At 60.8% G+C, this 21,938-nt stretch carries 19 protein-coding genes; 6 read left to right on the forward strand and 13 right to left on the reverse strand.

All coding sequences use genetic code 11. The features are described from left to right. Nucleotides 1–110: 110 nt before the first annotated feature. The 4 genes from ACP26L_RS26605 to ACP26L_RS26620 all read right to left on the reverse strand — a co-directional run bounded on the left by ACP26L_RS26605 (nt 111) and on the right by ACP26L_RS26620 (nt 3,456). Nucleotides 111–626: a L,D-transpeptidase gene (locus ACP26L_RS26605; RefSeq protein ID WP_426455098.1), complete on the reverse strand. Its 516-nt coding sequence runs from the start codon at nt 624–626 to the stop codon at nt 111–113. 124 nt (nt 627–750) lie between these two features. Further along, nucleotides 751–1,302 carry a lysophospholipid acyltransferase family protein gene (locus ACP26L_RS26610; RefSeq protein WP_426447903.1) on the reverse strand — a complete coding sequence of 184 codons (552 nt, stop codon included), beginning with the start codon at nt 1,300–1,302 and terminating at the stop codon, nt 751–753. Between the two features lie 117 nt (nt 1,303–1,419). Beyond that, nucleotides 1,420–2,295 (reverse strand): alpha/beta hydrolase, encoded by an 876-nt coding sequence (locus ACP26L_RS26615; protein WP_426447905.1) that lies wholly within the window; start codon nt 2,293–2,295, stop codon nt 1,420–1,422. Between the two features lie 435 nt (nt 2,296–2,730). After that, on the reverse strand, nt 2,731–3,456 hold the full coding sequence (locus ACP26L_RS26620; protein WP_426447906.1) for a Crp/Fnr family transcriptional regulator: 726 nt from the start codon (nt 3,454–3,456) through the stop codon (nt 2,731–2,733). Nucleotides 3,457–3,745: 289 nt separating this feature from the next. Between ACP26L_RS26620 and ACP26L_RS26625 the strand changes: the two genes are divergently transcribed. From ACP26L_RS26625 to ACP26L_RS26640, 4 genes are all read left to right on the forward strand, one after another. After that, entirely contained in the window at nt 3,746–4,132 is a 387-nt protein-coding gene (locus ACP26L_RS26625; RefSeq protein WP_426447907.1) for a response regulator, read from the forward strand. After that, a complete protein-coding gene (locus ACP26L_RS26630) occupies nt 4,132–5,040 on the forward strand; it encodes a hypothetical protein (protein WP_426447908.1) in 909 nt (302 codons plus the stop codon). The genes ACP26L_RS26625 and ACP26L_RS26630 overlap by 1 nt, the downstream gene beginning before the upstream one ends. A 226-nt stretch (nt 5,041–5,266) precedes the next feature. Beyond that, nucleotides 5,267–7,780 (forward strand): TPM domain-containing protein, encoded by a 2,514-nt coding sequence (locus ACP26L_RS26635; RefSeq protein WP_426447910.1) that lies wholly within the window; start codon nt 5,267–5,269, stop codon nt 7,778–7,780. A gap of 174 nt (nt 7,781–7,954) precedes the next feature. Next, nucleotides 7,955–8,278: a hypothetical protein gene (locus ACP26L_RS26640; protein ID WP_426447911.1), complete on the forward strand. Its 324-nt coding sequence runs from the start codon at nt 7,955–7,957 to the stop codon at nt 8,276–8,278. Nucleotides 8,279–8,335: 57 nt separating this feature from the next. Here the strand turns inward: ACP26L_RS26640 and ACP26L_RS26645 are convergent, their stop codons facing one another. Genes ACP26L_RS26645 through ACP26L_RS26660 form a run of 4 tightly spaced genes read right to left on the reverse strand, consistent with a single transcriptional unit; the run spans nt 8,336 to nt 11,041 of the window. After that, the gene (locus ACP26L_RS26645) at nt 8,336–9,253 is read right to left on the reverse strand and encodes a class I SAM-dependent methyltransferase (RefSeq protein WP_426447913.1); all 918 of its coding nucleotides are present in this window, start codon (nt 9,251–9,253) and stop codon (nt 8,336–8,338) included. Continuing rightward, complete coding sequence (locus ACP26L_RS26650; RefSeq protein WP_426447915.1) at nt 9,250–9,783, reverse strand: GNAT family N-acetyltransferase; 534 nt, start codon at nt 9,781–9,783, stop codon at nt 9,250–9,252. Before ACP26L_RS26650 ends, ACP26L_RS26645 begins: the two co-directional genes overlap by 4 nt. Continuing rightward, on the reverse strand, nt 9,783–10,562 hold the full coding sequence (locus ACP26L_RS26655) for a DUF3891 family protein (protein ID WP_426447916.1): 780 nt from the start codon (nt 10,560–10,562) through the stop codon (nt 9,783–9,785). Before ACP26L_RS26655 ends, ACP26L_RS26650 begins: the two co-directional genes overlap by 1 nt. Nucleotides 10,563–10,615: 53 nt before the next feature. Then, complete coding sequence (locus ACP26L_RS26660; protein WP_426447918.1) at nt 10,616–11,041, reverse strand: GNAT family N-acetyltransferase; 426 nt, start codon at nt 11,039–11,041, stop codon at nt 10,616–10,618. A 385-nt stretch (nt 11,042–11,426) separates the two neighbouring features. Between ACP26L_RS26660 and ACP26L_RS26665 the strand changes: the two genes are divergently transcribed. Beyond that, nucleotides 11,427–12,446, forward strand: a complete 1,020-nt coding sequence (locus ACP26L_RS26665; RefSeq protein WP_426447920.1) for a LacI family DNA-binding transcriptional regulator — start codon at nt 11,427–11,429, stop codon at nt 12,444–12,446. A 767-nt stretch (nt 12,447–13,213) separates the two neighbouring features. Here the strand turns inward: ACP26L_RS26665 and ACP26L_RS26670 are convergent. The 5 genes from ACP26L_RS26670 to ACP26L_RS26690 all read right to left on the reverse strand — a co-directional run bounded on the left by ACP26L_RS26670 (nt 13,214) and on the right by ACP26L_RS26690 (nt 21,228). After that, nucleotides 13,214–13,366 carry a hypothetical protein gene (locus tag ACP26L_RS26670; RefSeq protein WP_426447922.1) on the reverse strand — a complete coding sequence of 51 codons (153 nt, stop codon included), beginning with the start codon at nt 13,364–13,366 and terminating at the stop codon, nt 13,214–13,216. A gap of 778 nt (nt 13,367–14,144) precedes the next feature. After that, nucleotides 14,145–16,013: a fibronectin type III domain-containing protein gene (locus tag ACP26L_RS26675; RefSeq protein WP_426447924.1), complete on the reverse strand. Its 1,869-nt coding sequence runs from the start codon at nt 16,011–16,013 to the stop codon at nt 14,145–14,147. A 129-nt stretch (nt 16,014–16,142) separates the two neighbouring features. After that, nucleotides 16,143–18,998: a glycosyl hydrolase gene (locus ACP26L_RS26680; RefSeq protein ID WP_426447926.1), complete on the reverse strand. Its 2,856-nt coding sequence runs from the start codon at nt 18,996–18,998 to the stop codon at nt 16,143–16,145. A 505-nt stretch (nt 18,999–19,503) separates the two neighbouring features. Next, on the reverse strand, nt 19,504–20,544 hold the full coding sequence (locus tag ACP26L_RS26685) for an NAD-dependent epimerase/dehydratase family protein (protein WP_426447928.1): 1,041 nt from the start codon (nt 20,542–20,544) through the stop codon (nt 19,504–19,506). 165 nt (nt 20,545–20,709) lie between these two features. Beyond that, nucleotides 20,710–21,228, reverse strand: a complete 519-nt coding sequence (locus ACP26L_RS26690) for a DUF3231 family protein (RefSeq protein ID WP_426447929.1) — start codon at nt 21,226–21,228, stop codon at nt 20,710–20,712. Nucleotides 21,229–21,448: 220 nt separating this feature from the next. On the opposite strand from ACP26L_RS26690, the gene ACP26L_RS26695 reads away from it, so the two are divergent. Then, nucleotides 21,449–21,937, forward strand: coding sequence for a CBO0543 family protein (locus tag ACP26L_RS26695; RefSeq protein ID WP_426447931.1), 489 nt, complete (start codon nt 21,449–21,451; stop codon nt 21,935–21,937). Nucleotide 21,938 lies beyond the last annotated feature (1 nt).

A 21,938-nucleotide genomic window follows, 5' to 3' on the forward strand; every position in this document is an offset into this window, starting at 1 on the left:
CATTGATTCGCTCAACGGTACCACACCTCGCTCTTTCACCGTTGATATTATATTGCACCGGATGAGCACGATCTATACCTGCCGCTCCAAAAAAAATCCGGCCGCCCCGCTTAATCCTTCACAATGACCACCGTGCCCAGCGGCAGATGCCGGTACAGCCATTCGATATCCCGGTTGTGCATCCGGATGCATCCGGAGGAAGCGCTGTGGCCGATCGAATAAGGCCGGTTGGTCCCGTGGATGCCATACGTATACCCGCCGGTGCCTGGCACGTTCAAGCCCATCCACCGGCTGCCGAGCGGATTGGCCGGGTCTCCGCCCGGAATCTGTTTGCGGATATACCAGGGCTTTTTAATTTTCGTGACAATGTGGAATGTCCCCATGGGGGTCAGCCCCTTCTTGCGTCCGGTGGCGACAGGGAAGCTTCGGTACGCTGTGCCGTTCATGTATACCGTGAGCCGGTTCGTCTTTTTGCTGATCACGACATAGACGCCCTCTTCCTGCAGCCCCGGGGGCGGCGTATCCGAGGTCTGGGGCGTCCGGGGAGCGGGTGCGGCTGCGCTCAGGTCGGGGACGGCCAGGCCCAGTACAGCCCAAAGCAGCATGCAGATCGCCAGCCTGCACATAAAAAACGGCCCCCTAACGGGAGCCTGCGGTCGATGTTCGTTCAAGGTAGGATCCTCCGGTAAAGTCAGGCTTGCTTCTAGCTTGCCACCGGACTTCCCGTGTAATTCTTTTCTCCCTTAATAACTAAGCCAGACGTTTGATGGCACCCGCCACCTGCAGGGCAATCTCTTCATACTCCTTGCTTTGTACGACGAGCGGCTCCCCAAAAGTGACGGTGGCTCTTGAGAACCAGCCGCCCGAAGACCCCTGGATCAGTACAGGCACCACAGGAGCGCGGCTTTTGGCCACGAGGAAGCCGATCCCTTTCTTCGGATCCCCCATCTCGCCGGACTGCGAACGGGTGCCTTCGATGAATAAGGAGAGCAGGCCGCCTTCTTCCAGCAGCTTCAGCGAATGCTTGAGCGAACGCAGGTCCGCGCTGCCGCGCTTTACCGGGAAAGCGCCCATTTCCGCAATGACCCGGGCGCCGAATTTGTTCCTGAAGAGTTCTTCCTTGGCCATGATGTGCATCTTGCGCGGCGTATGCACGCCCACGAGCAGCGAGTCATAATTGCTGCGGTGATTCATCGCCAGAATACAGCCTCCCTGCGGAATATGCCGTACCCCTTCCACTTTGACACGGAACCTGAGATACAGCCATAATTTGACGGCATTACGAATGATCCAATACACCATGGAAACCTGCTCCTTCACTTCTCCCTATCGATTCCCTTGAGGGATCGACAGCTCTATCTTAACATATTTCCCCGGAGATCGGCTTACCCGGGAGGAGACTGAGCCTTCCTGCACGGCCTAGAGGTCCGGTCCCCCCGCGGAGCCTTCCTGCTGCGGCTGCCGCAGTTCCATCTCGATCTTCCCTAAGAAGGAGAGGATTGAGGCTTTCATTTGATCCAGTCCCGGCTGTTCGATCGGCAGGTGTCCGGCTCCCTCCAAAAGGACGCACTGCTTCGCGCCTTGTAACCGCCGATAGAACGATTCACTTAGGGAAAACGGGGTCATCGGATCTTTTTCCGGGTGGATTAGTAGCACTGGGCAGCGATCAAAATGTTCCGGTTCAATGAGGGGCTTGAAATCCAGGAAGGTTCTCAAGAATCTCACCGGTATCTTGATGCCCGCAGCTTGGGGATCTTCCATGATGAGCGCGGTCAATTCGGAGTTATTCGTCAGCGACTCCATTCTGGATACGAGATGGATCGGGATTCGGATGGGATCGAATACCAAGGGGAACGCATCCATCGAACGTTTTCCCACACGGCTGACCAACTTGTTCGGGGCCAGCTGGTCACGCACCTTCGGATTGCTTGTATCGACAAAGGTGGTGGCGATCAGCCCTTTGACTCTGTCCGTCATACAAGCCGCATGATAAGCCAGCATACCGCCAATGCTGACTCCGAGCAATATGACGGGTTTGCCGTCCCGGTCGGTCTCCCGGTCGATCAAAGAGGTAAGGATCTGGAGCCAGTGCCGGTAACTCAGCGATCTTACCGATTCGGCATCGCTTAACCCGTAAGGCGGGAAATCGGGAGCGACCGCTTCATAGCCATGGATCTGCAGCATCCGCGCGTAGGGAGCCAATAATCGGCCGTGGCCGCCTGCCCCATGAATGAGAATGACTTTCAGGCTGGAATCCGCAGCGGGCATCCGGTCGATATGGATACGGCAATCCATCCAATTCCACCATTCCTCCACAGGGGAGTTAGAATCCGTAATGCGCAGTTCTTCAGGAAAAAAGTTCTGATACCTCTTCCAATATCCTCCGGATTCCTTGTAAGAGAAAAGCTTACCGGCAGCATGCATACCCATAGACCCCCATACGGCAACTCGAACTTCTAATTTGCCTTTAGTGTACCATATCTTGGAGGAGGCGGTTCAAAGGCTAACGAAAGATAGGTCCGACGGCCGTCCAAAGCCGGTGGAATCAATAAAAAAGAGACAGTGACCGGGTCCCTCCCGCACTCTCTCTGCCGCCTGGACCGCGGATGTCCGGCTTCCCCGAAAAACACGGGCCCGTACCGCAGTCTGCTCTATTCACTTGTCTGCCCTACTTCATGCCTCAGCCTCCGTCTCCCGGGCCTCAAGCCGGAAGGTGCCGCTCCGCCGGCCCTAGATGCGGCAGAGCTCCAGCGGAATTTCCGTTCCGCCTACCATGTCCTTAAAGAACGACTCGTCCTTGATTGTGAGGTAGCCCTTCTGGAAGTCCAGCGCCCCTTCCGCGCGGTACTCGGAAATCAGCCGGTTCACGCTTTCCCGCGTGGATCCGATCATATGCGCGAGGTCCGTATGCGTCAGCCTCATCGAGATCCGCACCCCGCGCTCGGTGCGGATGCCACAGGAGCTCGCCAGACGGATCAGCGTGGCCGCCAGTGCGCCGCTCTTGCCGTACAGGAGCAGATCACGCAGCTTGGTTTGGGCCGCTCTCTGCATCAGGCTCTGCCATTTGACGAATTCCACGGCAAAGTCGCCGCTGGATCTCATCAGGTTCTCAAGGTCGCTCAAGGCGATGACACCGAGCGTCGCTTCCGCCAGGACAACGGCATCGTAACCGAAGCTCATGGCGCCAGCGTCGCCGAACTCCCCGAACAGGTCGCCCGCCTGGGCAATCTGCAGGATGATGGACCGTCCGTCTTCCGTCGACTTCATCAGCTTGACTGCGCCTTTTTTGACAAAATACAGCTTGTCCGCCGTGTCGCCTTCCCAGAAGAGGTGGGATGCTTCGGAAGCACGCTGGAGAACCATAACCTTCTCCAGACGCTCCATGTTGGCAGAGGAAAGAAACTGTGGAATGTGGTAAGGGCGCTCGGTCACTGTCTGCTGGGTCGCGGTTTGCATCGGGATCATCATCCTTTGTTTGAAAGTTGGATCTTGCGTGTTTTGTCGTCTGCTGTCGTTTCTGGGAGGACTGACCGCTCTTTTGTCGTTAAACCCATACTAACAGACCTATTTTAGGAAACTGTTAGGATCGAATTAAAAGAGTGTTATTTTGCACGTTTTCCCTCCCGCGAATGTTAAAAAGCCCCTTCCATCCCGCTCCATAATGAAAAAATGGTAATGATCCGGGGTCAATTGGTCGATAATAAAAAAACAGGAAGCCTATACCACCGTCAGGGAGAGTGGGACCATGAACCCCAAAGAAGTAAAGATATTGTTATGCGACGATTCCCTTCTTGTCCGCAAGAAGCTGAAAAGCGCTCTGGAAGAGCAGGGCTACACCGGCATTCTGGAAGCAGCCGACGGGCTTGAGGCCGTCGCGCTCTGCCAGGAGCAGAAGCCCGACCTCGTTCTTATGGATATTGTCATGCCGCGCAAGGACGGCATTGAGGCGTTAAAGGAAATCAAGGAGTTCGACAAGAACATCCATGTCGTGATGGTGTCCTCCGTAGGGACGCAGGGCAATCTGATCAAGGCGCTGAAAGCCGGCGCGGATAACTTCATGCAGAAGCCTGTGACGATCGAGGCGCTGAACGAGCTGATTCACAAAATGGCCCAGGATCGGAGAGAAGCGTGATGTTCGCACAATATTTTGGCCAATACCTGCTGTCCCAGGGACACCTGACGTCCACCCAGCTCTATGAGGCGCTCACCGCCCAGAAGGACGCCAGACCGAAGCTCGGCGTGCTCGCGATCAACCAAGGATGGATGACCGGAGCTCAGGTGGAGGAAGTGCACGCGGAGCAGATGAGCCGTGACAAGCGCTTCGGGGAAATCGCCGTGGAACAGGGCTATCTGACCGAGGAACAGGTGCAGGAGCTGCTTCTCTCCCAGAAGAGCGAGCATCTGCTGCTGGGACAGACCCTGATCGACCAGGGCCTGATGACCTACGAATCGTTCTCCGAGGTCCTGTCTTCGTTCAAGGACGCCTACAGCCTCTCCGACGAGCAGTTCTCCTCCATCCTGCAGGGCAGCGTGGATGCGCTGGTGTCCGCGGTGCTGCTCAAGGACGGGTCGCCTGCGGGCGAGTGGCTCTCCGGGTATGTGTCTCTCTTCGCCAAGAACCTGATCCGCTTCGCGGATTCCGGCGTCCGGCTCGAGATGGCGATCGCCCCCCGGCCGAGCGTGTATGACTGGGTCTTCTCCCAGCGGATCACCGCGGCGGAAGCCTCCGAAGCCGGCTATACCGCCATCGCGGGCAGCCAGGAATCGATGCTCCGGCTCGCCTCCCGCTTCGCCCAGGAGCCGATCTCCTCGCCGGACGAGCTGTTCGAGGCGGCCGCAGGCGAGCTGCTCAACCTGCACAACGGCATCTTCCTCGTGAACATGTCGGACCGCGGAACGGAGCTCAGCATGGAGCCGCAGCACACCGCCCGCTCAATCCCCGAGGACACGCTCGCCAGACTCCAGGCGATCCGGATCTACGGCACGGATTATGAGGTCGATCTGCTCATCTCCGATTTGACCCCGCTGCTTCGCCCCTAAAAATAACAAGCCCCGCGCCTTCCGGTCAGCTCTCTCCGGCAGCGCGGGGCTTTTGCGTAATTGGGAAGGGACCATTGCGAATGCGCCTTCCGGCTCCGGCAGCCGCAGAGCGGGTCTGACGGCGCTTGATCTCCCCGAGATTGGTTTAAGTATCGGTAGAACGTCTTCCCCTGCCGCATAGGGGGAAGCACCGAAACGACAATCTCCCTGGAAGTGGAGGATGCTCATGAAAAAGCTCATGTCCCTTACCTTATCCCTGCTCTTCCTGCTCGGTTCCCCGGTCTCGGCCGCGGAGGTGCCGCCCGTGAACGGAGCCGTACAGGATACGGCCGGCATGCTCTCAGCCGGCAGCCGGTCTTCGCTCGAACGTGCGGCCGAAGGGCGCTACTCGTTCCATGTCCTGACCGTCGTCAGCCTTCAGGGCATGCCGCCGGAGGCGTACGCCGATTCCGTCTATCGGGCGTGGAACCTGCAGCGCCGGGATGTGCTTCTCCTGCTCTCGGAGAGCGACCGCCGCATTGAGGTTCAGTTCGACAATCCCGACCTGCAGCGCCGGATCGATGCGCTTCCCGCCGATTACGACCGGGACGGGCTGCGCGAGAGCTCCATTGACGAATGGGTCGGGGCGCACTTCCTGCCCCATGCCCGGCAGGGCGACTTTGCCGCCGGGCTGCTCGAGCTGATGCAGTCTGGCCAAAGTCTCGCCTCCCCCGGACCGGCGTCCGGGACCGGGGGCGGAGCAGGTGCTTCGGCCGGCGCAAGCCCCGACTTCGGCGGGCTCCTGCCCCTGCTTGCCGGAGGCATCGTGCTGCTGCTTGCCGGCTGGCTTGTGATGGCTCTGCTGAAGCGCCGCCGGCTCACTGCCCTGCAGGAGGAGCTCACCGGATCGGCGAAGACGCTGATCGTCGATATCAGCCGCACGCAGGAGGCGCTGACACCGATCCGCGAGCTGTATCCCGGCGAGCGGACCAGCGATGCCGCCGACCGGCTCGAAGAGGGGCTGACGGCGCTGTCGGCCGAAGTGCAGGGCCGCCTTGAGCGCCTCGGCGGCCATGCCGTTCCGCTGCTCGGCGCAGGCGCAGCCGCCCGGGATCTTGAGGCGGTGCGCGCGGAGCTCGCCGCCTTGCGCACCCGCTTCGAGGAAGCGCGCCGGGAGGTCGATCATCTCTCCGGCCTCGACCGCTCCATCTCCGAGGACATTGGAAAGCTGCAGAGCAAGGTGGCTGCAGCCGAGGCCAAGGTGGAGGAGCTCTCCGCCCGGCATGCCCTGCCGATGGACGAGCTGAAGGCGGAGCTGGCCGGCATGCGCGGTCAGCTCGAACGCTCCTCGGCGCTGCAGGTTTCGGACCTGCTCGCGGCGGAACAGGAGGTGCTGCCTCAGCAGGAGAAGCTGGCCTCCATCCGGGGCGGGCTCGACAAGCTGCCCGGCTACCTGGAGGAGCTTGAAGGGCTGCCCACCCGGATCGAAGCCGAGCGGGCCGGGATCGAACGCGAGCTGGCCGATTCCGGCCTGCGGCCTGCCGAGGCCTGGGACCCGTACGCTCCGCTCGCCGAGGCGGAGAAGGCCGGCGCCGCGATGAAGCGGGCGCTGGAGCGCGGCTCCCTGGCGGAAGCCGGCAGCGCCTCGGCCTCCGTCGCCGGCCTGCTGGAGCAGGCGCGCAGCGGGGTGGCGCGGCGGGCCGCCCTGCGGGATGCGGTGGCCGGCCGCCTGAAGCAGGTCGAAGCGGCGCTTGCGGACTATGCCGCGGCAGACCGCACGTACCCGCAGGAGCGGACAAGGGCGCAGGCCGAGTTCGCCGAGAAGCACTGGGCCCCGGCCGAGAACAGCTTCCGCTCGCTGAAGACGGCGGCGGCGGAACTGCAGCAGGGCCTGGAGGCGGCGCGCCCGCTGGCCTCAGCGCAGACCCAGGCGTACACCGAAGCGGGCCGGCTCACGGAAGGACTCATCGCGCGCCTCCAAGAGGCGGAGGCGCTGCATGCGGACGTGCTCGGCGTGTACACCGGGCCGTCGCGGCGGCTGCAGGAGCTCCGGGACGAGGAGGCGCAGGCCTGGTCACTCTTCCGCAGTGGTGCGGCCCTGGCGGAAGCCCGCTCCCTGCCCCTCCACACCCAGGGGAACCGGCAGCTGGCCCTGCTCGAACGCGAGCTGCACGGCCAGAAGGAGCACATCCATGCCGCGCTCGCTTCGCCGCCCTACGATCTGGAAGAGCTCGCCGCGCTCATCGCCCGCCTGTCTTCGGACGCGCGCGCTTATCAATCCGGCATCTCGCGGATGGCCGAGGAGAAGGAGCAGGCGGAGCGGATGCTCCGCGAGGTACACGCACGGTATCAGGCCGTGGCCCTGCGTGCCGGCTCCCGGCTGACGCATACCGGCTATACCCAGAGCTACGCCGCAAGCATCAGCGAGATCCAGAACCTGCTCATGCTGGGGCTCTACGGCGATGCGCTGCACCGGCTGGCCGCTGCCGACCAGGCCGTCTCCCAGCTCGATATGGCTTACCACGCCATGCTGCAGGAGGAGCAGCAGCAGATCCTGATCGGGCAGCGTTCCACAGGGTACGGTGGGGGCTTGGACAGCGGCGGCGGACGTTCCTCCGGCGGCGGCAGCTGGAGCGGCGGTGGCGGCGGACGCTCCTCCGGCGGCGGCAGCTGGGGCGGCGGTGGTGGCGGACGCTCCTCCGGCGGCGGCAGCTGGGGCGGCGGTGGTGGCGGACGCTCCTCCGGCGGCGGCAGCTGGTAGAGCCGGCCGACAGGGCGCTGCCCAGGCGGCGGACGCGGGGGAAGGATGGCGGTGGCGCCTGCCTTACACGCGGACAGCCGGAAGGCTTCTGCGAAATCGCCCCGCCTGTCTCCCGCTGAGGCCCTGCCTGCTGACCGCATACACAAAGCCGCCCGATCCAATGGACGGGCGGCTTTGCTGTGCGTACAACTCTATTTTGCCTACATCTTCATTATGATGCTAAAGCTCTATGTAGCCAGAAAAAACGGCGGCGACCCTTCAACGCAGCGTCCTGCGCGCTGTTTCAATCAGCGTTCTGGTCTGGTCAATACTGCGGAACGACCTGTCGATCTGTTCGGAATTCCGGTGCACTGCACGCCTGATGTTGTTGTAGTGCGCCGTCGCTTTGCCCACGACATTCAAACTGACATCCATCAACTTGTCGGTTCTTTGCGATACCTGGCCAAGATCATCCAAGGATGTTTGCACTCGCAGCACCTCCCCAAAACCGGTCCTTAGCCTTATGGCGGACCTTTACTCCTTATTACCCCCTTCTTGACCGCTTGAAACACAGGCTTACGAAATGGGTGGACCGCCTGTCGTCTCGCACTTTCCCACCGTGCCGAAGGTGATTTTCATTCCCGGCGCGTAAGCCAAGGCCGAATCCTCCCGAAATCGCCCGGCGTACAGCCTCTCCGCCTCGTACTGGGCCTCCGCTTCCCCGAGGCTCAGCCCCCGGCCCAGCAGTCCCCGGACAAAGGACTCCTGTTCCCCGGGCATCAGGCCGAGCCCTTCCTGCTTCAGGGAGTGGTAAAGCTTCTGCCGCCCGCTTCCCTCAGTCCGCGGATCCAGGAAATTCACCTTATCGCTGGCACGGCACTCTACTTTCTCCAGACCGAGTCTGCTGAAATACAGCGGAAGCTTGAGGCCGATATTGCCATCCTTTCCGGTCCGCTGTCTTCCTTCTTCATACAGCTTTTGAAGAATGCCGAGCGGCACCAGCTCCGATGCGTCCCCCTCACCGAGCTGGTGGCCGGCCATCCCCGCGATCCAATGCGGCTCGAAGCAGATCACCCGCCCGCCTTCCTTCACGCTGCCGGCCATCTTCCCCAGCGTCCGAAAGGGGTCGGACAGGTGCAGGAGCAGCGCATGACAGACGGCCAGATCGTAACGGCGTTCCGGCCGGATGGGGGTCTCGAGGTCCGCTTCGATGAATTCGGCGGGATACGGGGCGTCCCGGAACGCATCCCGTGCCCGTTTCAGCAGCTCCCCGGACCGGTCGATTCCCGTATAGGTCGAGCCCTCGGGAAGCAGAGGCATCAGCTTGAGCCCGAGATACCCGTAACCGCATCCGAAATCCAGCAGATCGACGGGCCAGTCGATTCTCCAGACGATCCTCACGAGGAATTCCAGATAGTCCTCATTGTAATAAAGGTCCCGGGTATCCCGCAGATAGTCATATCTGTCATCCCATTCCCATTTGTCCGCAGTCATGACTGCCTCCCCGCCTCGCCTTTTTCCCATTCATAGACCATCAGGTCTTCATCATAAAACGTCCCGTTAACCTGCAGCGAGCCCAGTTCCGTGCCGTAGACAATGAAGCCGGCCGAAGCATACAGCCTGCGCGCGTCCCCCTTCGTACGGATCACGCCGAGATTGACTTTACGAATGCCAGGGAGTGAGCGGGCCTTGTGGAGAAGAGCATCGATCAAGCTCCGCCCCACTCCCTTCCTCCTGTACCTCGCTGCGACATACATCCCCCAAAGCGTGCCCTTGTGGCACAGCTTCGGCCTGCCGTTCGGATAGAAGCCGACCATGCCGATCAGCTCTCCGTCCGCAAGGAAGGCTCCAAGCACAAACCCGCCATTCTCCCCGGAGAGGACCGCCGCCGCATCCTGGGCGGTCTTGGCGCGCCACTCCGTTTCATCCGCCGAGTAAGCTTCGGGGTGCTCCCTCAGCGCCTCCAGCCGAAGCTGCAGGAAGGCCTGGGCATCCGCCAGACCCAAGGTTCTGATGCTGTACATCACGCCTCCTCCTCTCCTGAGCGGCCGCGGAAACGGACTTCCAGCACCGTCTCCTCCGTCTGCCGGTAAGCTTCGGCTAGCCCCGCCTTTGCGGCGAGAGCCTTCGGTACCCGCTTCTGGCGAACCGAGAGGCGGAAGGTGTACTCGAAGGGGTTTGGCTCCATCTCGACCTCGGACCGGCTGATCCACCGGGCCGTCAGCTTCCCGGCCGCGTCCGGGTGGAACGGCTCCGAATACCGGAATCCTGACCGGTACGGAGGATATTCCTGTTCCTTGCCCGCGCCCGGTTCATTCAAGCATAGATATAAAGAGAGAAGGTCGCAAAGCTTCAGCAGGCTGAACGGCTTTTGCAGCTCCTCCTCCGGAATACCCAGCCCTCTGCGAATCCGCTCCTGCCTCCGTGTTTCGTGATGATAGAACGCTTGGCTTTCGTTGTCGGAACTTCCCTCCACAAAGGCGGCGTAGTGCATGCTGCACAGCAGAGCGGCATACGGATTCAGCGCTTCCGTCTGATCCAGCCCGAGCCGGTAATGCGTCAGCTTGGGCAGCAGCGGATAATCGATGAACGAGTAAGGCGCCGAAGCGCGGTCATTCCAGACCGGCGTCTCATCAAGCCGCACCCAGCCCAGATCATGCTGGTACACCGCCTTCACCAGGTCTTCGAAGTAAGGGTAATCCTCAAAAAAAGACCGGAAGCGCCGCGCCGCCTCCCCCGACTGACGGGCATGCTCATGCTGCGCCGTCAGCACCCAAGCGTCCCCCGAATCGCGAACGATCAATGCCGATTCCCTTCCTTTCCTAAGCGTACCGGCGCTGCCGCCGGCTCCGTTGTTCAGCTGTCCCTGGAGAAAATAAAGCCCCTCCGTTCAAATCCAAGCCCTTCATAAAAGCGGTGGGCCCCCTCCCGGTGAAAGCCCGAATCCAGTTCCACCTTCCTGCACCCGCTTGCCGCCGCTATCCTTGACAGCTCGCCGATCAGCGCACGTCCGGTCCCCTTCCCGCGCATGTTCTCCTTAACTACCAGTGCGGTGATGTACCCCACATACGACTCCTGCCAAAAGCTGTTTTTGATGACCATCGAAGCGAATCCGACCGCGTGCCCCTCTTCCTCGGCTACCAGCAGGTGGTCCGAGGTGGATTCCAAGCTTCTCCGGTACACCTCCCTGATCCGGTCTTCATCCATCGCCCTGCCGGGCCACAGCTCTTTCAGCAGCCCGGTCACTTGGGCCGCATCTTCCCCGCATGCACGGCGAATCATCTTGAAGCCGCCCTCCTTCTTCCTGGTATGATTCCATGTCTGTCCAAAGGTACGCCTATTTTGCCGCGTTCCTTTCGCCTGTTGCAAGCACCTTAAGTACGGCAGTGTATGAGATCAGCCGTGAATTAGATCTATTCCATGGTTCACTGTACTTTTCCTCTTTATGGAATCCCCTCCCCTTTGCATATCGTCCCCAACCCGTGCAGTCCGGAGCGATTTACGAAACTGTTTCGTTACTGGAACACCTTCGGTTTAGGCTGTCAGGAAGGGATTCTTCACGGATCTCGGTGCTTCCGTTGACTGCCATTTCATTGCCGGGATACAATGAGAGTAAGTAATGAACGAAAACTTTCGAAACAAGACAACCAAAGGTGGGTCCAGCAGCGTGAACATCAAAACCGTAGCCAAGCTTGCGGGCGTGTCGGTCTCGACCGTCTCGAAGATTATTAACAATTACAGCGACATCTCCGCCGAAACGAGGCAGAAGGTTCTTGCCATTATGAAAGAGACCGGCTACATCCCGTCGAATTCGGCCAAAACGCTGGCCACCAAGAAATCGGGCCTCATCGGTGTTGTTTTTGCCGGGAAGCTCAACATCGACTTCACGCATCCGTTCTTCGTCGGGGTGCTGAACGCGTTCAAAAAGCAGATGGGCTTGCTCGGCTATGACCTCCTCTTCTTCTCGAACGAGAAGTTTCACTCCTCCGGTGAAGATTACTTGGCACGCTGCCGGCACTTCCAGGTGGACGGGTGCATTCTGCTCTCCGGCCAGGAGCTCGAACCGGCCATTCATGAGCTGGACTCCAGCTCGATTCCCTGCATCGGCGTGGACCTCGTGCTTTCCGGTACGAGCTCCGGCCACATCATGTCGGACAACAACCGGATGTCCGACAAGGTCGTCGAGCATTTTTATCTGCTCGGCTACCGCGAGATCGGCTATCTCGGCCCCTCGGCGCAGTATGATATTTCGTCGATGAGGGAGAACGGGCTGGTCCAGTCGCTCGGCCGCTGGGGACTGCCGGTGCAGCCGGCCTGGTTCATTCACGGGGACGACTTTTCCGAGGAGAGCGGCTATGCGGCCACGAAAGCGCTTATCGCGGGAGGGAGCCTGCCGCGGGCGCTGTTCGCAGGTTCGGACCATCTCGCCATCGGGGCGATCCGCGCGCTGCGGGAGCACGGCCTGCAGGTACCCGGCGATGTATCGGTCATCGGCTGCGACGATATCGAGGCGGCCGGCTATGTCAGCCCTCCCCTCACCACCATCCGCCAGAACAAGGAAAAGATCGGCAAGCTCGCCGCCCTGATGCTGTACGATCTCATCAACGGCCAGATGAGCTCGAGCAGCGTCGTCGTAGAGCCCGAGCTGATCGTCCGCGAGTCCTGCGGCTCCTGCAGGGAAGGTTAGCGTACGCGCGGGCGTGGGGCGATCTCGCGAGCTGCGAAGCGCTCCGGCGCGGGGCGATCTCGCGAGCAGCCGGGCGTTAGAGCGCTTGGCGATCTCGCGGGCAGCGGCGCTACGGCGCTTGGCGATCTCGCGGGCAGCGGCGCTACGGCGCTTGGCGATCTCGCGGACGCAACGCGGCGCTCCGACGCGAGGCGTACTCGCGGGCAGCCGTGCGTTTCGACGCGCGGCGTTCTCGCGGGCAGCCGTGCGTTCCGACGCGCGGCGTTCTCGCGGGCAGCTGCAGCGTAGCATCTGAATGGTACGCCCAAATGTGAGTCCGCGCCCTACGGCAGAAGCAGGAACACCAAATAACGGAACTCAGATGCCTTATTCGCTAGAAAAAGAGGGCCTCGCAGCAAATAGCGGAACTACGATTCGCTATTCCGCCTTAAAGTCCTGTGAACCCCCCTTCAAACGCGAGATAGCGCATCTGAGTTCCGTTATTTTCATTTTCACCTTGGATTTGACCCCAATAACGCATCTCAGTTCCGTAATTTCGTCCTCCCCAGGCATTCCCCTTGATCTGTTGTCCTGATTACAGTATACCGCCTCTGGAACCGCTTTTTCTCTCCGTACGCCGACCGAAATGTCCCCTTTTCCCAGTCTCTTCCTTTACTAGTGCGCCTCTCCACTCTCACCTGCTCACCTTCTCGTCTGTTCTTCTTTCTACGCTTCTACTCCACTCCCTCTGCCTCCCTACTCCACCGTTCCTCTTCTGCTCATCTGCTCTATTTACTTTCTCCTCTGCTCACCTTCTCGTCTGGTCTTCTTTCTACGCTTCTACTCCACTCCCTCTGCCTCCCTACTCCACCGTTCCTCTTCCGCTCATCTGCTATTTTACTTACTCCACTGTTCACCTTCTCGCCCACTCCTCTCTCCATACTTAGACTCCACGCCTTCTGCCCCCCTACTCCTCCTTCCCCCCACCTTCTTCCATTACTCCTGCACTATCCCGCTCCTCCCCTTCGTTCCCCCTCTGCTCATCTGACCTTTACTCGCCTACTCCTCTCCCCACTACACCATATTTACTTTCTCCTCCCCCACTTCTCCGTTCCTCCACTCTTCCGCTGCTCCTCCACTACTCATGCCCTCTCAGGCTCCACTCTTCTACTACCCCGTTCTTCTACTACCCTACTCCCCCTTTACTCCTCCGCTCCCCCTCTGGTCATCTGCTCTTTACCCCTCTACTCCTCGCTCCTCTGCTCCTCTCCCCACTTCTCCCTTCCTCCACACTTCCGCTACTCTCGCCCTACCACGTTCCACTCCATTAACTCCTCCACGTCCCACTCTGCTCCTCGAACACTCCCGGGTGCCGATGCTGCCCACTTTCCCTCGCCAGCGCCAAAAAGAGCCAACATCCGAAAACGTTGGCTCCTGACACCCTGACTAGCATCTATCCTCTTTCCGTACTCTTACGCAGCCTATCACAGCCCTGCATCCCTTCGCACTCTCACGCAGCCTAACACAGCCCTGCTTCCCTTCATACTCTCTCACGCAGCCTAACACAGCCCTGGCATCCCTTCGCACTCTTACGCAGTCTACCGCAGCCTCACGCCTACCTCCACCCGACCGGCTCCCCACCGGTCCCGGTGGCGGCCAGGAGGCAGCGAACCAGCCCCTGCTGCCCCTGCCAGCCGCAAGACAGGCGTCGGCGCCTTCTTAGTGCGTGTGCGTGTACGTGTACTGCGGCGAGTCGTACTGCGGCCCCGACTTTTCGTACGTGAACCAGTACTTCAGCACGCTGCCGGCGCTGAGGCCGTTCACGAGCTGCTCCCAGGCCGCGCCGTTCTTCGTCATGCGGAAGTTCTGCTGGCCTCCCCCGTTCACGGTATAGTGAACGTCCACGTACAGCGCGTTCACGGTCGGCGTGAACGCAATCTTCGCCTGCGTCGCGGACGTCTTGGTCACGCCGGCCGTATAATCCGGCGTCGTGATCACGCTTCCTCCGCCGCCGGCGTTCGTCGTGACCGTCACGGCAGGGCTGGCCGCGGAGACGTTGCCCGCCGCATCCCTGGCCTTCACGGTGAACGTGTAGGCGGTGCCCGCCGCCAGCCCGCTGACCGTTGCCGTCGTCCCGGACACGTTCAAGCTGCCGCTGCCGTAGCCGACCGTGTAGCCCGTGACGCCGACATTATCGGTCGAGGCGTTCCACTGCAGCGAAACACTGGAGGAGGTTTTGCCTGTGGACACGAGACCGCTTGGAGCCGTAGGCGCCGCCGTATCACTTCCGCCGCCGCTGCCGGTCATGTACTGGCCCTGGAACGGGTTGAACCGCTGGGCCGCCAGAATGAACCAGCCCGTGCTCGATACGCAGTTCTGCTGCGCCATCGTCCAATAGCTGTTATGCGTGCCCTTGAGCGAATACGGCAGACCGCCGGTCGAGGGGCCGCTCGTGCCCTGTTTTTTGGCCAGCTCGTTCAGGATACTGTCGGCCTTGGCCTGATTGCCCTGCAGGTAGTAGGCTGCCGACATGAACGCCGAGCCCTCCAGCCAGATATCCGGACCGGTGCTGCCGATCGGATTGCCGTTGTCGTCGTAGGCCGGCTTCACCTCATCGGTCCAGTCGAAGTCATAAGCGGTCATAAGCCCGCCCTGATCGTTGTAGGTCAGCGTCTGCTTGTACTTCGGATTCGCCAGCGTCCCCGGGGAGCCGTTCGCATTCTCGACATAAGCAAGGCTCGCCTGGTAATTCCGGGTGCCAGACAGCCCCAGAGCCAGCACGCCCCACGGATTGACGTCCATCGGCACGTTCGGGTCGATGAGGCTCGTATTGTCCTTCCAGCCGCCGTTCCACCGCTTCAGGCTGTCGTTCCACACCGTGTTGTCGAGGAACCGCTTCACGCCGTCCGCCGCGCTGTTGTAAGCGGAAGCCTTCGCCGGCTCCACCGAGGCAAAGTACCGCAGAGTCGGGTACAAATCGATATTATGCTCGGTCGAGGTCCACGGCTCGTCGGCATTCGTCCAGCCGCTCCACCCGCCGGAGATTCCCCCGTGCGGCTTCTTGTACTGGAGCGACCAGTCCAGCGCCTTCACCGCCATGCTGCGGTACCGCGTATCGTTGTACTGCTTCTCATAGGCCATCACGGCCATCGCCATCCAGACGACCGGTCCGACGTGCCTGCGGATCTCCTCGCCGGCCCCATTGTTGTACCAGTAGGAGTTGAGCCAGTAGCCCGACGGGTCCTGGATGTCGCGCATTTTGTTCAGTACCTTCTCGGCCCTGGCGCGCTCCCCCTTCGTAATAAAAGCAATTGCCGCCACCGCCTGATCATACGTATACACGATCTGCTTCGGGTTGTTCGGACCCCAGTAGTCCTCGAAGGAATCCACGAGACCGTCGAACGCAAGCCCCGCCGTGGCATCCTGCTGGGTCTTCAGCCAGACGAGCGCCTGATTGGCTGCGGAGGCCGGATCCGCATAAGCGCGGGGCGCGGGCAGCGGGCCGAGGACCGCCGTCAGGGCTACCGCACCGCCGAGCAGGGCGGCTGCGGTGCGGGACAAGAGTGTACGGGTGAGCAAGAGCTTCATAATAAGAACACCTCTTCTTCTTGGATTGAATGGAGAATACCGTCGTCAGGCAGGCAGCCCCTCTTCCTCGGGGGCTTCCCTCAAGAAAGGCGGCGGGCTCTCAACAACCCCGCCGCCCCGTACAGCTTGTTACTGGTGCGTATACGTGTACTGCGGCGAATCATACTGCGGACCGGACTTCTCGTAAGTGAACCAGTATTTGAGCACGCTGCCTGTGCTGAGCCCGTTCACGAGCTGCTCCCACGTCGAGCCGTTCTTCGTCATACGGAAATTCTGCTGGCCGCCGCCGTTCACGGTGTAGTGAACGTCCACATACAGCGCGTTCACGGTCGGCGTGAACGCAATCTTTGCCTGCGCCGCCGACGTCTTCGTCACGCTCGCCGTATAATCCGGCGTCGTGATCACCCCTCCTCCGCCGGTGCTGTCGGTGGTTACCGTTACCGCATTGCTCGCAGCAGAAACGTTGCCCGCCGCATCCTTGGCCGTCACGGTGAACGTGTAGGCCGTGCCGGCAGCAAGGCCGCTGACCGTCGCCGTCGTGCCGGTCACGTTCAGGCTGTTCCCGCCGTAGCTGACCGTATAGCCGGTCACGCCGACGTTATCCGTCGAAGCGTTCCACGACAGGGAGACGCTGGAGGACGTTTTGCCCGTCGATACGAGGCTGCCCGGAGCCGACGGAGCGGTCGTATCCCCGCCGCCGGTGCCTCCGCCGTTCCCCGTATTAAAGCTGTTCGCCGGCACGCTGACGGAGGTACCGTCCGAGAAGGTGACGGTTTTGGCGCTGCTGCTGAAGTTGTAGGCGACATAAGTCTTCACGCCGCCCTTGTTGAAGACGGCCGCCGTCGGCGAATTGGCCGTGATCGTCGGATCCGCGTTGCCCATCGCGTCCAGGTTGTAAATCCAGTGGTACGCGTTCGCCTTGGAGTTGCCGGTCTCCGGTCCGCCGGAGCCTTCGGCCCCGCCGGTCGCCATGGAGCCAATGCCCGCTGCAAACTGGTTCTTGGCATCTGCCGGCGAGGAGATTGCGCGGTACATCCAGATAAGGTCACGCCAGATATCCCAGTTCGTGCCGCCGTTCTCGCTGACGAGAGCGTTGTAGTTTTTGGCCGCGTAGCTTGGGTAGTGGGTCAAATAAAGATGGCCTGCGGTGATCGGCAGCCAGTTGATGCCATGCACCTGCTCCGGATTAGCGGTGAACCACGTGGCGTTGGCGCCCTTGCCGCCCCAGATCATCGTCACCACCGACGGCGTGTAAGCGGCCGGGTGCGTGTTGTCCTGCACATCGAACCAGTAGTCGTTGATCGCGTTCATCTCCGTCGTGTACAGGTAGACGCCCAGATCGCGGATGGTCGTATTGCCCGTCGCTTCGCCCCACAGGATCAGGCCGGCCCACGCATTCATCGCTTCGGAGGACGACTCGTTGTTGTTGCCGTCGCCGAATCTCGCATGGCCCGAAGCCCAGGAGTGGCCAGCATACGGATCAAAGTTGCGCAGGAACGGGAACATCGTGTCGCTGCGGTTCCAGTTCGCGATGTCGCGGATGAGCAGCTCCACCATCGGGCCCCAGCTCTGCGCCCAGGTCTTGTCGGTGCGGGCAATCTCCGCCGCCGCCTTGATGTAATAGCCGTAGTGGAAATGGTGGTCGTTCAGCTCGCCGTCACTGCCGAAGCTTGCCGGATAGCCGATTACGGTGCCCCAGTTGTTGTTATAGTAGAAGACATTGCTGCTCTTGAGATTGCCGGAAGCGTCGCTGGCCTTGAACCAGTCCTGCAGACGACTCTTGATCTCGCTGCGGAACTTGCCGGATGCGGCCGTGTCGCCGACCTGGTCGGCGATCGGGGCCAGCGTCGCCAGCTTGCCGAGGCGCTTGCCGAGCCAGTACGTATCCGTGCCGCCCGTGTAGGCCAGTGCTTCCTCCTCGTTGATGTAGCCGCCGAGGGTCGTTTTGTTGTACGTGCCCTTGTCCGGCAGCGCCGGCAGCACGCCCGTGAATTTCATGCGGGTGGTAAAAGAAGCCCCCTCCGCCGTCTTCATCGTGCCGCGTACGGAGTTGTAGGTGTAAGGCAGCAGAGCTTGAGAAGAGTTCTTCCACTGGTGCGGATACAGGGCAAAAATCGTCCCCGCCTGCGTGCCTTCCTTGGCCGACGTCGTATAGTTGAACGTCGTGGTGACTTCGCCTGCCGCCGCGTTGTAGCCGTAGCTGATCTTCGTGTCGGTCACGTGGGAATAGGCATACTGCTTGAACTTGTTCAGCGTCGCCGCGGTATTATCGGGCAGCGCCGCGATGGAGAAGTACGTCTTGCCGTTCAGCGCGTTCGTCAGCGTATTCGTTCCGATCCCGGACCACGTGCTGCCCGTCGGGCCGAACAACCCGTAATGGGCGCCTTCGATGGTGATGCCGAGCACGCTGCTGCCGGCGCTGCCGGACCAGACGGTCGGCGGCGTGTAGAACTTCAGCTGCGGATTGCCGCCGCCGAAGTTGAAATAGACGTACGGGGAGCCGTGGCCGTAAGACACATTCATGGAGCTGACGCCATTCTGGTACTGCGCCTTCACGAACCAGTCGCTGAAGCCGTCGACCTTCGCATCCGGGAACGTGCCGCTGCCCGTATGACCGACCGTGAAGTCGTGGATATCGTTGATCCAGCCGCAGACGCAGGACGAGTTCGCCGTGATCCGCCCCGAAGGATTATAGATCCGGAACCCGTCGCTCTGGTTCTTGACCGCCAGCGGATGAGGATACTGCGCTTCGGAATACGGCACCCAGGCCAGCGAGCTCCACCAATCGTTGGTCGGCATCTTACCGGTCACATTCCCTGTTTTGTAGATCTGTGCCTGCACATCCGCCGCCCCCGCGGGCAGAACGGTCGAATAGCTGCCCGAGCCGAGCGGCACTTCGCCCGAGAACGCCTGACCGGTTCCGGGCAGGAGCCCGGAGGCAGCCAGCACGGCCGACAAGGCCAGCGATACCATCTTCTTCTTCATAGTCAACCTCCTTTTAAATTCCGCACACAGAACATGTGCGTCCTGTCGAGCTCTGTCCTTCTTCCCTCCTTTCGCCTAAACACAGTGAGATCAAGAAACAATGACAGCGCTATCAACAAAAATGGACAACCCAGGGAATCCGGAGGGCCCCCGATACCGCTTCATCGGAGCGGAGGGGCAGGCGTAGATTCAGAGAGCAGCTGCGAAACCCATTTCGCGTGCTTTTCATGGCCTCTTTCCCCCATTAGACCCCATCCTTGATACCCTATCCCTGTTGAATCCCACTCTATCATCCGAAACCGTTTTCGTAAATATGGACCTGAAAAACCGTTCCCTAACCTAAAAAACGGACACCCTCCGGGGGTGCCCGCCCTTCTCCTCCTCATCATCCACCGCGAAGCCCGGCCGCAATCTCCCTGCCACCCGACTTCCCTGCCGGCGGGCGACGATGCGTAGCCGACCTGAGAGGGTGATTTGGCCACACTAGGACTGAGACACGGCCCAATTACCCTGCTTCCCCGCTGCCTCCGGCCGTCTGCTCTCCCGACATTCTCCCATGCCACAAGGCGAGCAGTTCCGTCTCGCGCGCGGCGGACAGTCCCGCCTTCCATTGCGCCCCGTCTCCACGCTGCCCATGGAACCGCACGGTGTCCAGGACCGTCTCCTCCACCGTACGGAAGGTTAGCCCAGCCTTCATAGCCTTCGAATAATCGGCCTGCAGGATGCCCCTGTATTCGGAGAGCTGCCCCCCGGAGGGCAGCCAGACCGGCAGGTCGCTCCATCCCCGCACTTCGTGTTCGGCCAGGAAGGCTTCATCACACCAGGTGAACACGGCCCTGCTGCCGAGCGCCTCCCTCCCCCGTTCGAGGAACTCCCGCATCGTAAGAGCCACTCCAGGACCCGCTGCGTTGTATACGCCAGTCCGCTTCGCTTCGGTCATCACCACCGTCCACTGAGCCAGATCACGGACATCGATGAACTGCACCTCGCTGTCCCCGCGGCCCGGGCAGAGCATCTCCCCGCCGCGGCTCATGCGCACCGGCCAGTAGGTGAAGCGGTCCGTCGGATCCTTCGGACCTACGATCAAGCCGGGCCGGACGGTCAGGACCCGTCCCGGCATCACGCCGTCCAGTACCTGCTCGCAGCGGGCCTTCAAGGCACCGTAATGGTTCGGAATGTCCTCGATCGACTCGTCCTCAAGCTCCAGAACGTCCGAGTCTTCATGGCTGCGCGGCACGCTCAGATCCTTATAGACCGAGATGCTGGAGATGAAGGTATACTGGCCCACTCGGTCTGCCAGCTCCCGGGCCGATGCCCTGACGAGACGGGGCAGATACCCGCAGGTATCGATCACCGCATCCCACTCGTCGCTCTGCAGCACGTGGAGCCCCCCGTCCCGGTCCCCGTACAGCTCCTTCACCCTGCTGTGCACCCCTCGATCCGTCTTCCCGCGGTTAAAGGTCGTTACTTCATGTCCTCGCTTCAGTGCCTCCAACACCACATAGTATCCCAGAAAGCGGGTTCCACCGAGCACCAGCAGTTTCATGAAGCACGCTCCTATACGTAATAATTTATTTTTACATAATATTATATTATTACGTGTAAGAGTCCATTGCAATCCTTTTTTTGTAAGCGCAGCATCCGCGGCGAATAGCCCGGGAGTCTTCCCCTGCTCTGGAAGACTCCCGGGCTGCTTTTCAAAATAAACAGGTTACACCTTTACGAGATCCTCGCTCTTGACATGAAGCGGAGGAGGGATCAGCCACCCTTTCTCCTTGTTCATGCGGAGAATCCGGACGGAGAGCGCCGCTTTGGCCGTATGATACTTGGCGAACAAGGCGCCGATGTCCTCACGGATCGACATGCCCATGACCTGGCTGCAGGCCACGAGGCCCAGCGATTGGTCTGCGGCAATCATCGCCGCGATCTCCGGATCGCCGAACCGCGCTCCCGCCGGGATGCTCTCGAGCTCCACCTCAGGCCGTACCGGCAGCGCCGGGGAAGGCATCACGCCGTTATGCAGGAGCAGATCATCGCACTCCTTGACTTCCAGCCTCGCCTGTTCCAGGATGTCGCCGAGTATTTTTTTCAGCTCCCTGTCGCCCGCGTGGTTGCGGTACAGTTCAGTGGCCGAGATGCAGTTCTTGGCTGTCATACAGAACTGCCATACCTGATGAATCTCGCCATAGTGCATCGGCTCATGCTTCGGATTGCCGCTTAGAATCCCCATCGGACATAATCCCCTTCGGTAAATGTGATAAGTTCCCGTACCACCGGTTATTCTCGCCCAAGCCGCAGGTCCTATACCGCTTATGCAAGCCTTTCCTGCCTGAATAGGGATGGGAATCCTGCCACATACTATGAAGGGCCTTTTTTGGGGAGGCCCATTCTGACTACACCTTAGCTCCTACAGGTTAGCATCCCACATCCGGCCGGCAGGTGATCCGATCATGTCCTTGGAACGCTCCATCCTTCTTGCCATTCTCGCCTTTTCCCTGGCCGTTCTATATTTCGGTATTCCCCGCAGCCAGATCCGGGAAGCGCTCATCTCGTTCACTTCCTTCCAAGTGCTGACTTGGCCGGTCGGCTTGGCCCTGACGGGTCTCGGCTGGATTACCTATCCGATCCGGATGTTCCCGCAGGCCTCGAATCTCGGCTTTATGTTCGATTATCTGCTCTGTCCGGCTGTCTTCGCCTTGTTCCAGGTCCGCTACCCGCAGGAACGGTCCCTGATGAAGCAGGGACTGCATTATGCCGCTTATACCGCAGGCATAGCCCTTCTTCAATGGTGGGTTGCGGACCGGACCGGGCTGATTGACTACATAAGCTGGACGGTCTACCTCTCTGTCCTGCTCTACCTCGCGGAATACTGGATCACCAGGCGGTATGTCATCTGGTTTCTCCGGCGCTGGGCACCGACCTTGAGAGGGGGCCGCTGAC

Source organism: Paenibacillus sp. S-38 (assembly GCF_049942825.1).
Classification (GTDB): Bacteria; Bacillota; Bacilli; order Paenibacillales; family NBRC-103111; genus Paenibacillus_G.

Coding starts and splice junctions, on each gene's coding strand:
- ACP26L_RS26605 (WP_426455098.1), bottom strand. CDS start 626: ATGTGCAGGCTGGCGATCTGCATGCTGCTTTGGGCTGTACTGGGCCTG.
- ACP26L_RS26610 (WP_426447903.1), bottom strand. CDS start 1,302: ATGGTGTATTGGATCATTCGTAATGCCGTCAAATTATGGCTGTATCTC.
- ACP26L_RS26615 (WP_426447905.1), bottom strand. CDS start 2,295: ATGGATTGCCGTATCCATATCGACCGGATGCCCGCTGCGGATTCCAGC.
- ACP26L_RS26620 (WP_426447906.1), bottom strand. CDS start 3,456: ATGCAAACCGCGACCCAGCAGACAGTGACCGAGCGCCCTTACCACATT.
- ACP26L_RS26625 (WP_426447907.1), top strand. CDS start 3,746: ATGAACCCCAAAGAAGTAAAGATATTGTTATGCGACGATTCCCTTCTT.
- ACP26L_RS26630 (WP_426447908.1), top strand. CDS start 4,132: ATGTTCGCACAATATTTTGGCCAATACCTGCTGTCCCAGGGACACCTG.
- ACP26L_RS26635 (WP_426447910.1), top strand. CDS start 5,267: ATGAAAAAGCTCATGTCCCTTACCTTATCCCTGCTCTTCCTGCTCGGT.
- ACP26L_RS26645 (WP_426447913.1), bottom strand. CDS start 9,253: ATGACTGCGGACAAATGGGAATGGGATGACAGATATGACTATCTGCGG.
- ACP26L_RS26650 (WP_426447915.1), bottom strand. CDS start 9,783: ATGTACAGCATCAGAACCTTGGGTCTGGCGGATGCCCAGGCCTTCCTG.
- ACP26L_RS26660 (WP_426447918.1), bottom strand. CDS start 11,041: ATGATTCGCCGTGCATGCGGGGAAGATGCGGCCCAAGTGACCGGGCTG.
- ACP26L_RS26670 (WP_426447922.1), bottom strand. CDS start 13,366: ATGGAGAGAGGAGTGGGCGAGAAGGTGAACAGTGGAGTAAGTAAAATA.
- ACP26L_RS26675 (WP_426447924.1), bottom strand. CDS start 16,013: ATGAAGCTCTTGCTCACCCGTACACTCTTGTCCCGCACCGCAGCCGCC.
- ACP26L_RS26680 (WP_426447926.1), bottom strand. CDS start 18,998: ATGAAGAAGAAGATGGTATCGCTGGCCTTGTCGGCCGTGCTGGCTGCC.
- ACP26L_RS26685 (WP_426447928.1), bottom strand. CDS start 20,544: ATGAAACTGCTGGTGCTCGGTGGAACCCGCTTTCTGGGATACTATGTG.
- ACP26L_RS26690 (WP_426447929.1), bottom strand. CDS start 21,228: ATGGGGATTCTAAGCGGCAATCCGAAGCATGAGCCGATGCACTATGGC.
- ACP26L_RS26695 (WP_426447931.1), top strand. CDS start 21,449: ATGTCCTTGGAACGCTCCATCCTTCTTGCCATTCTCGCCTTTTCCCTG.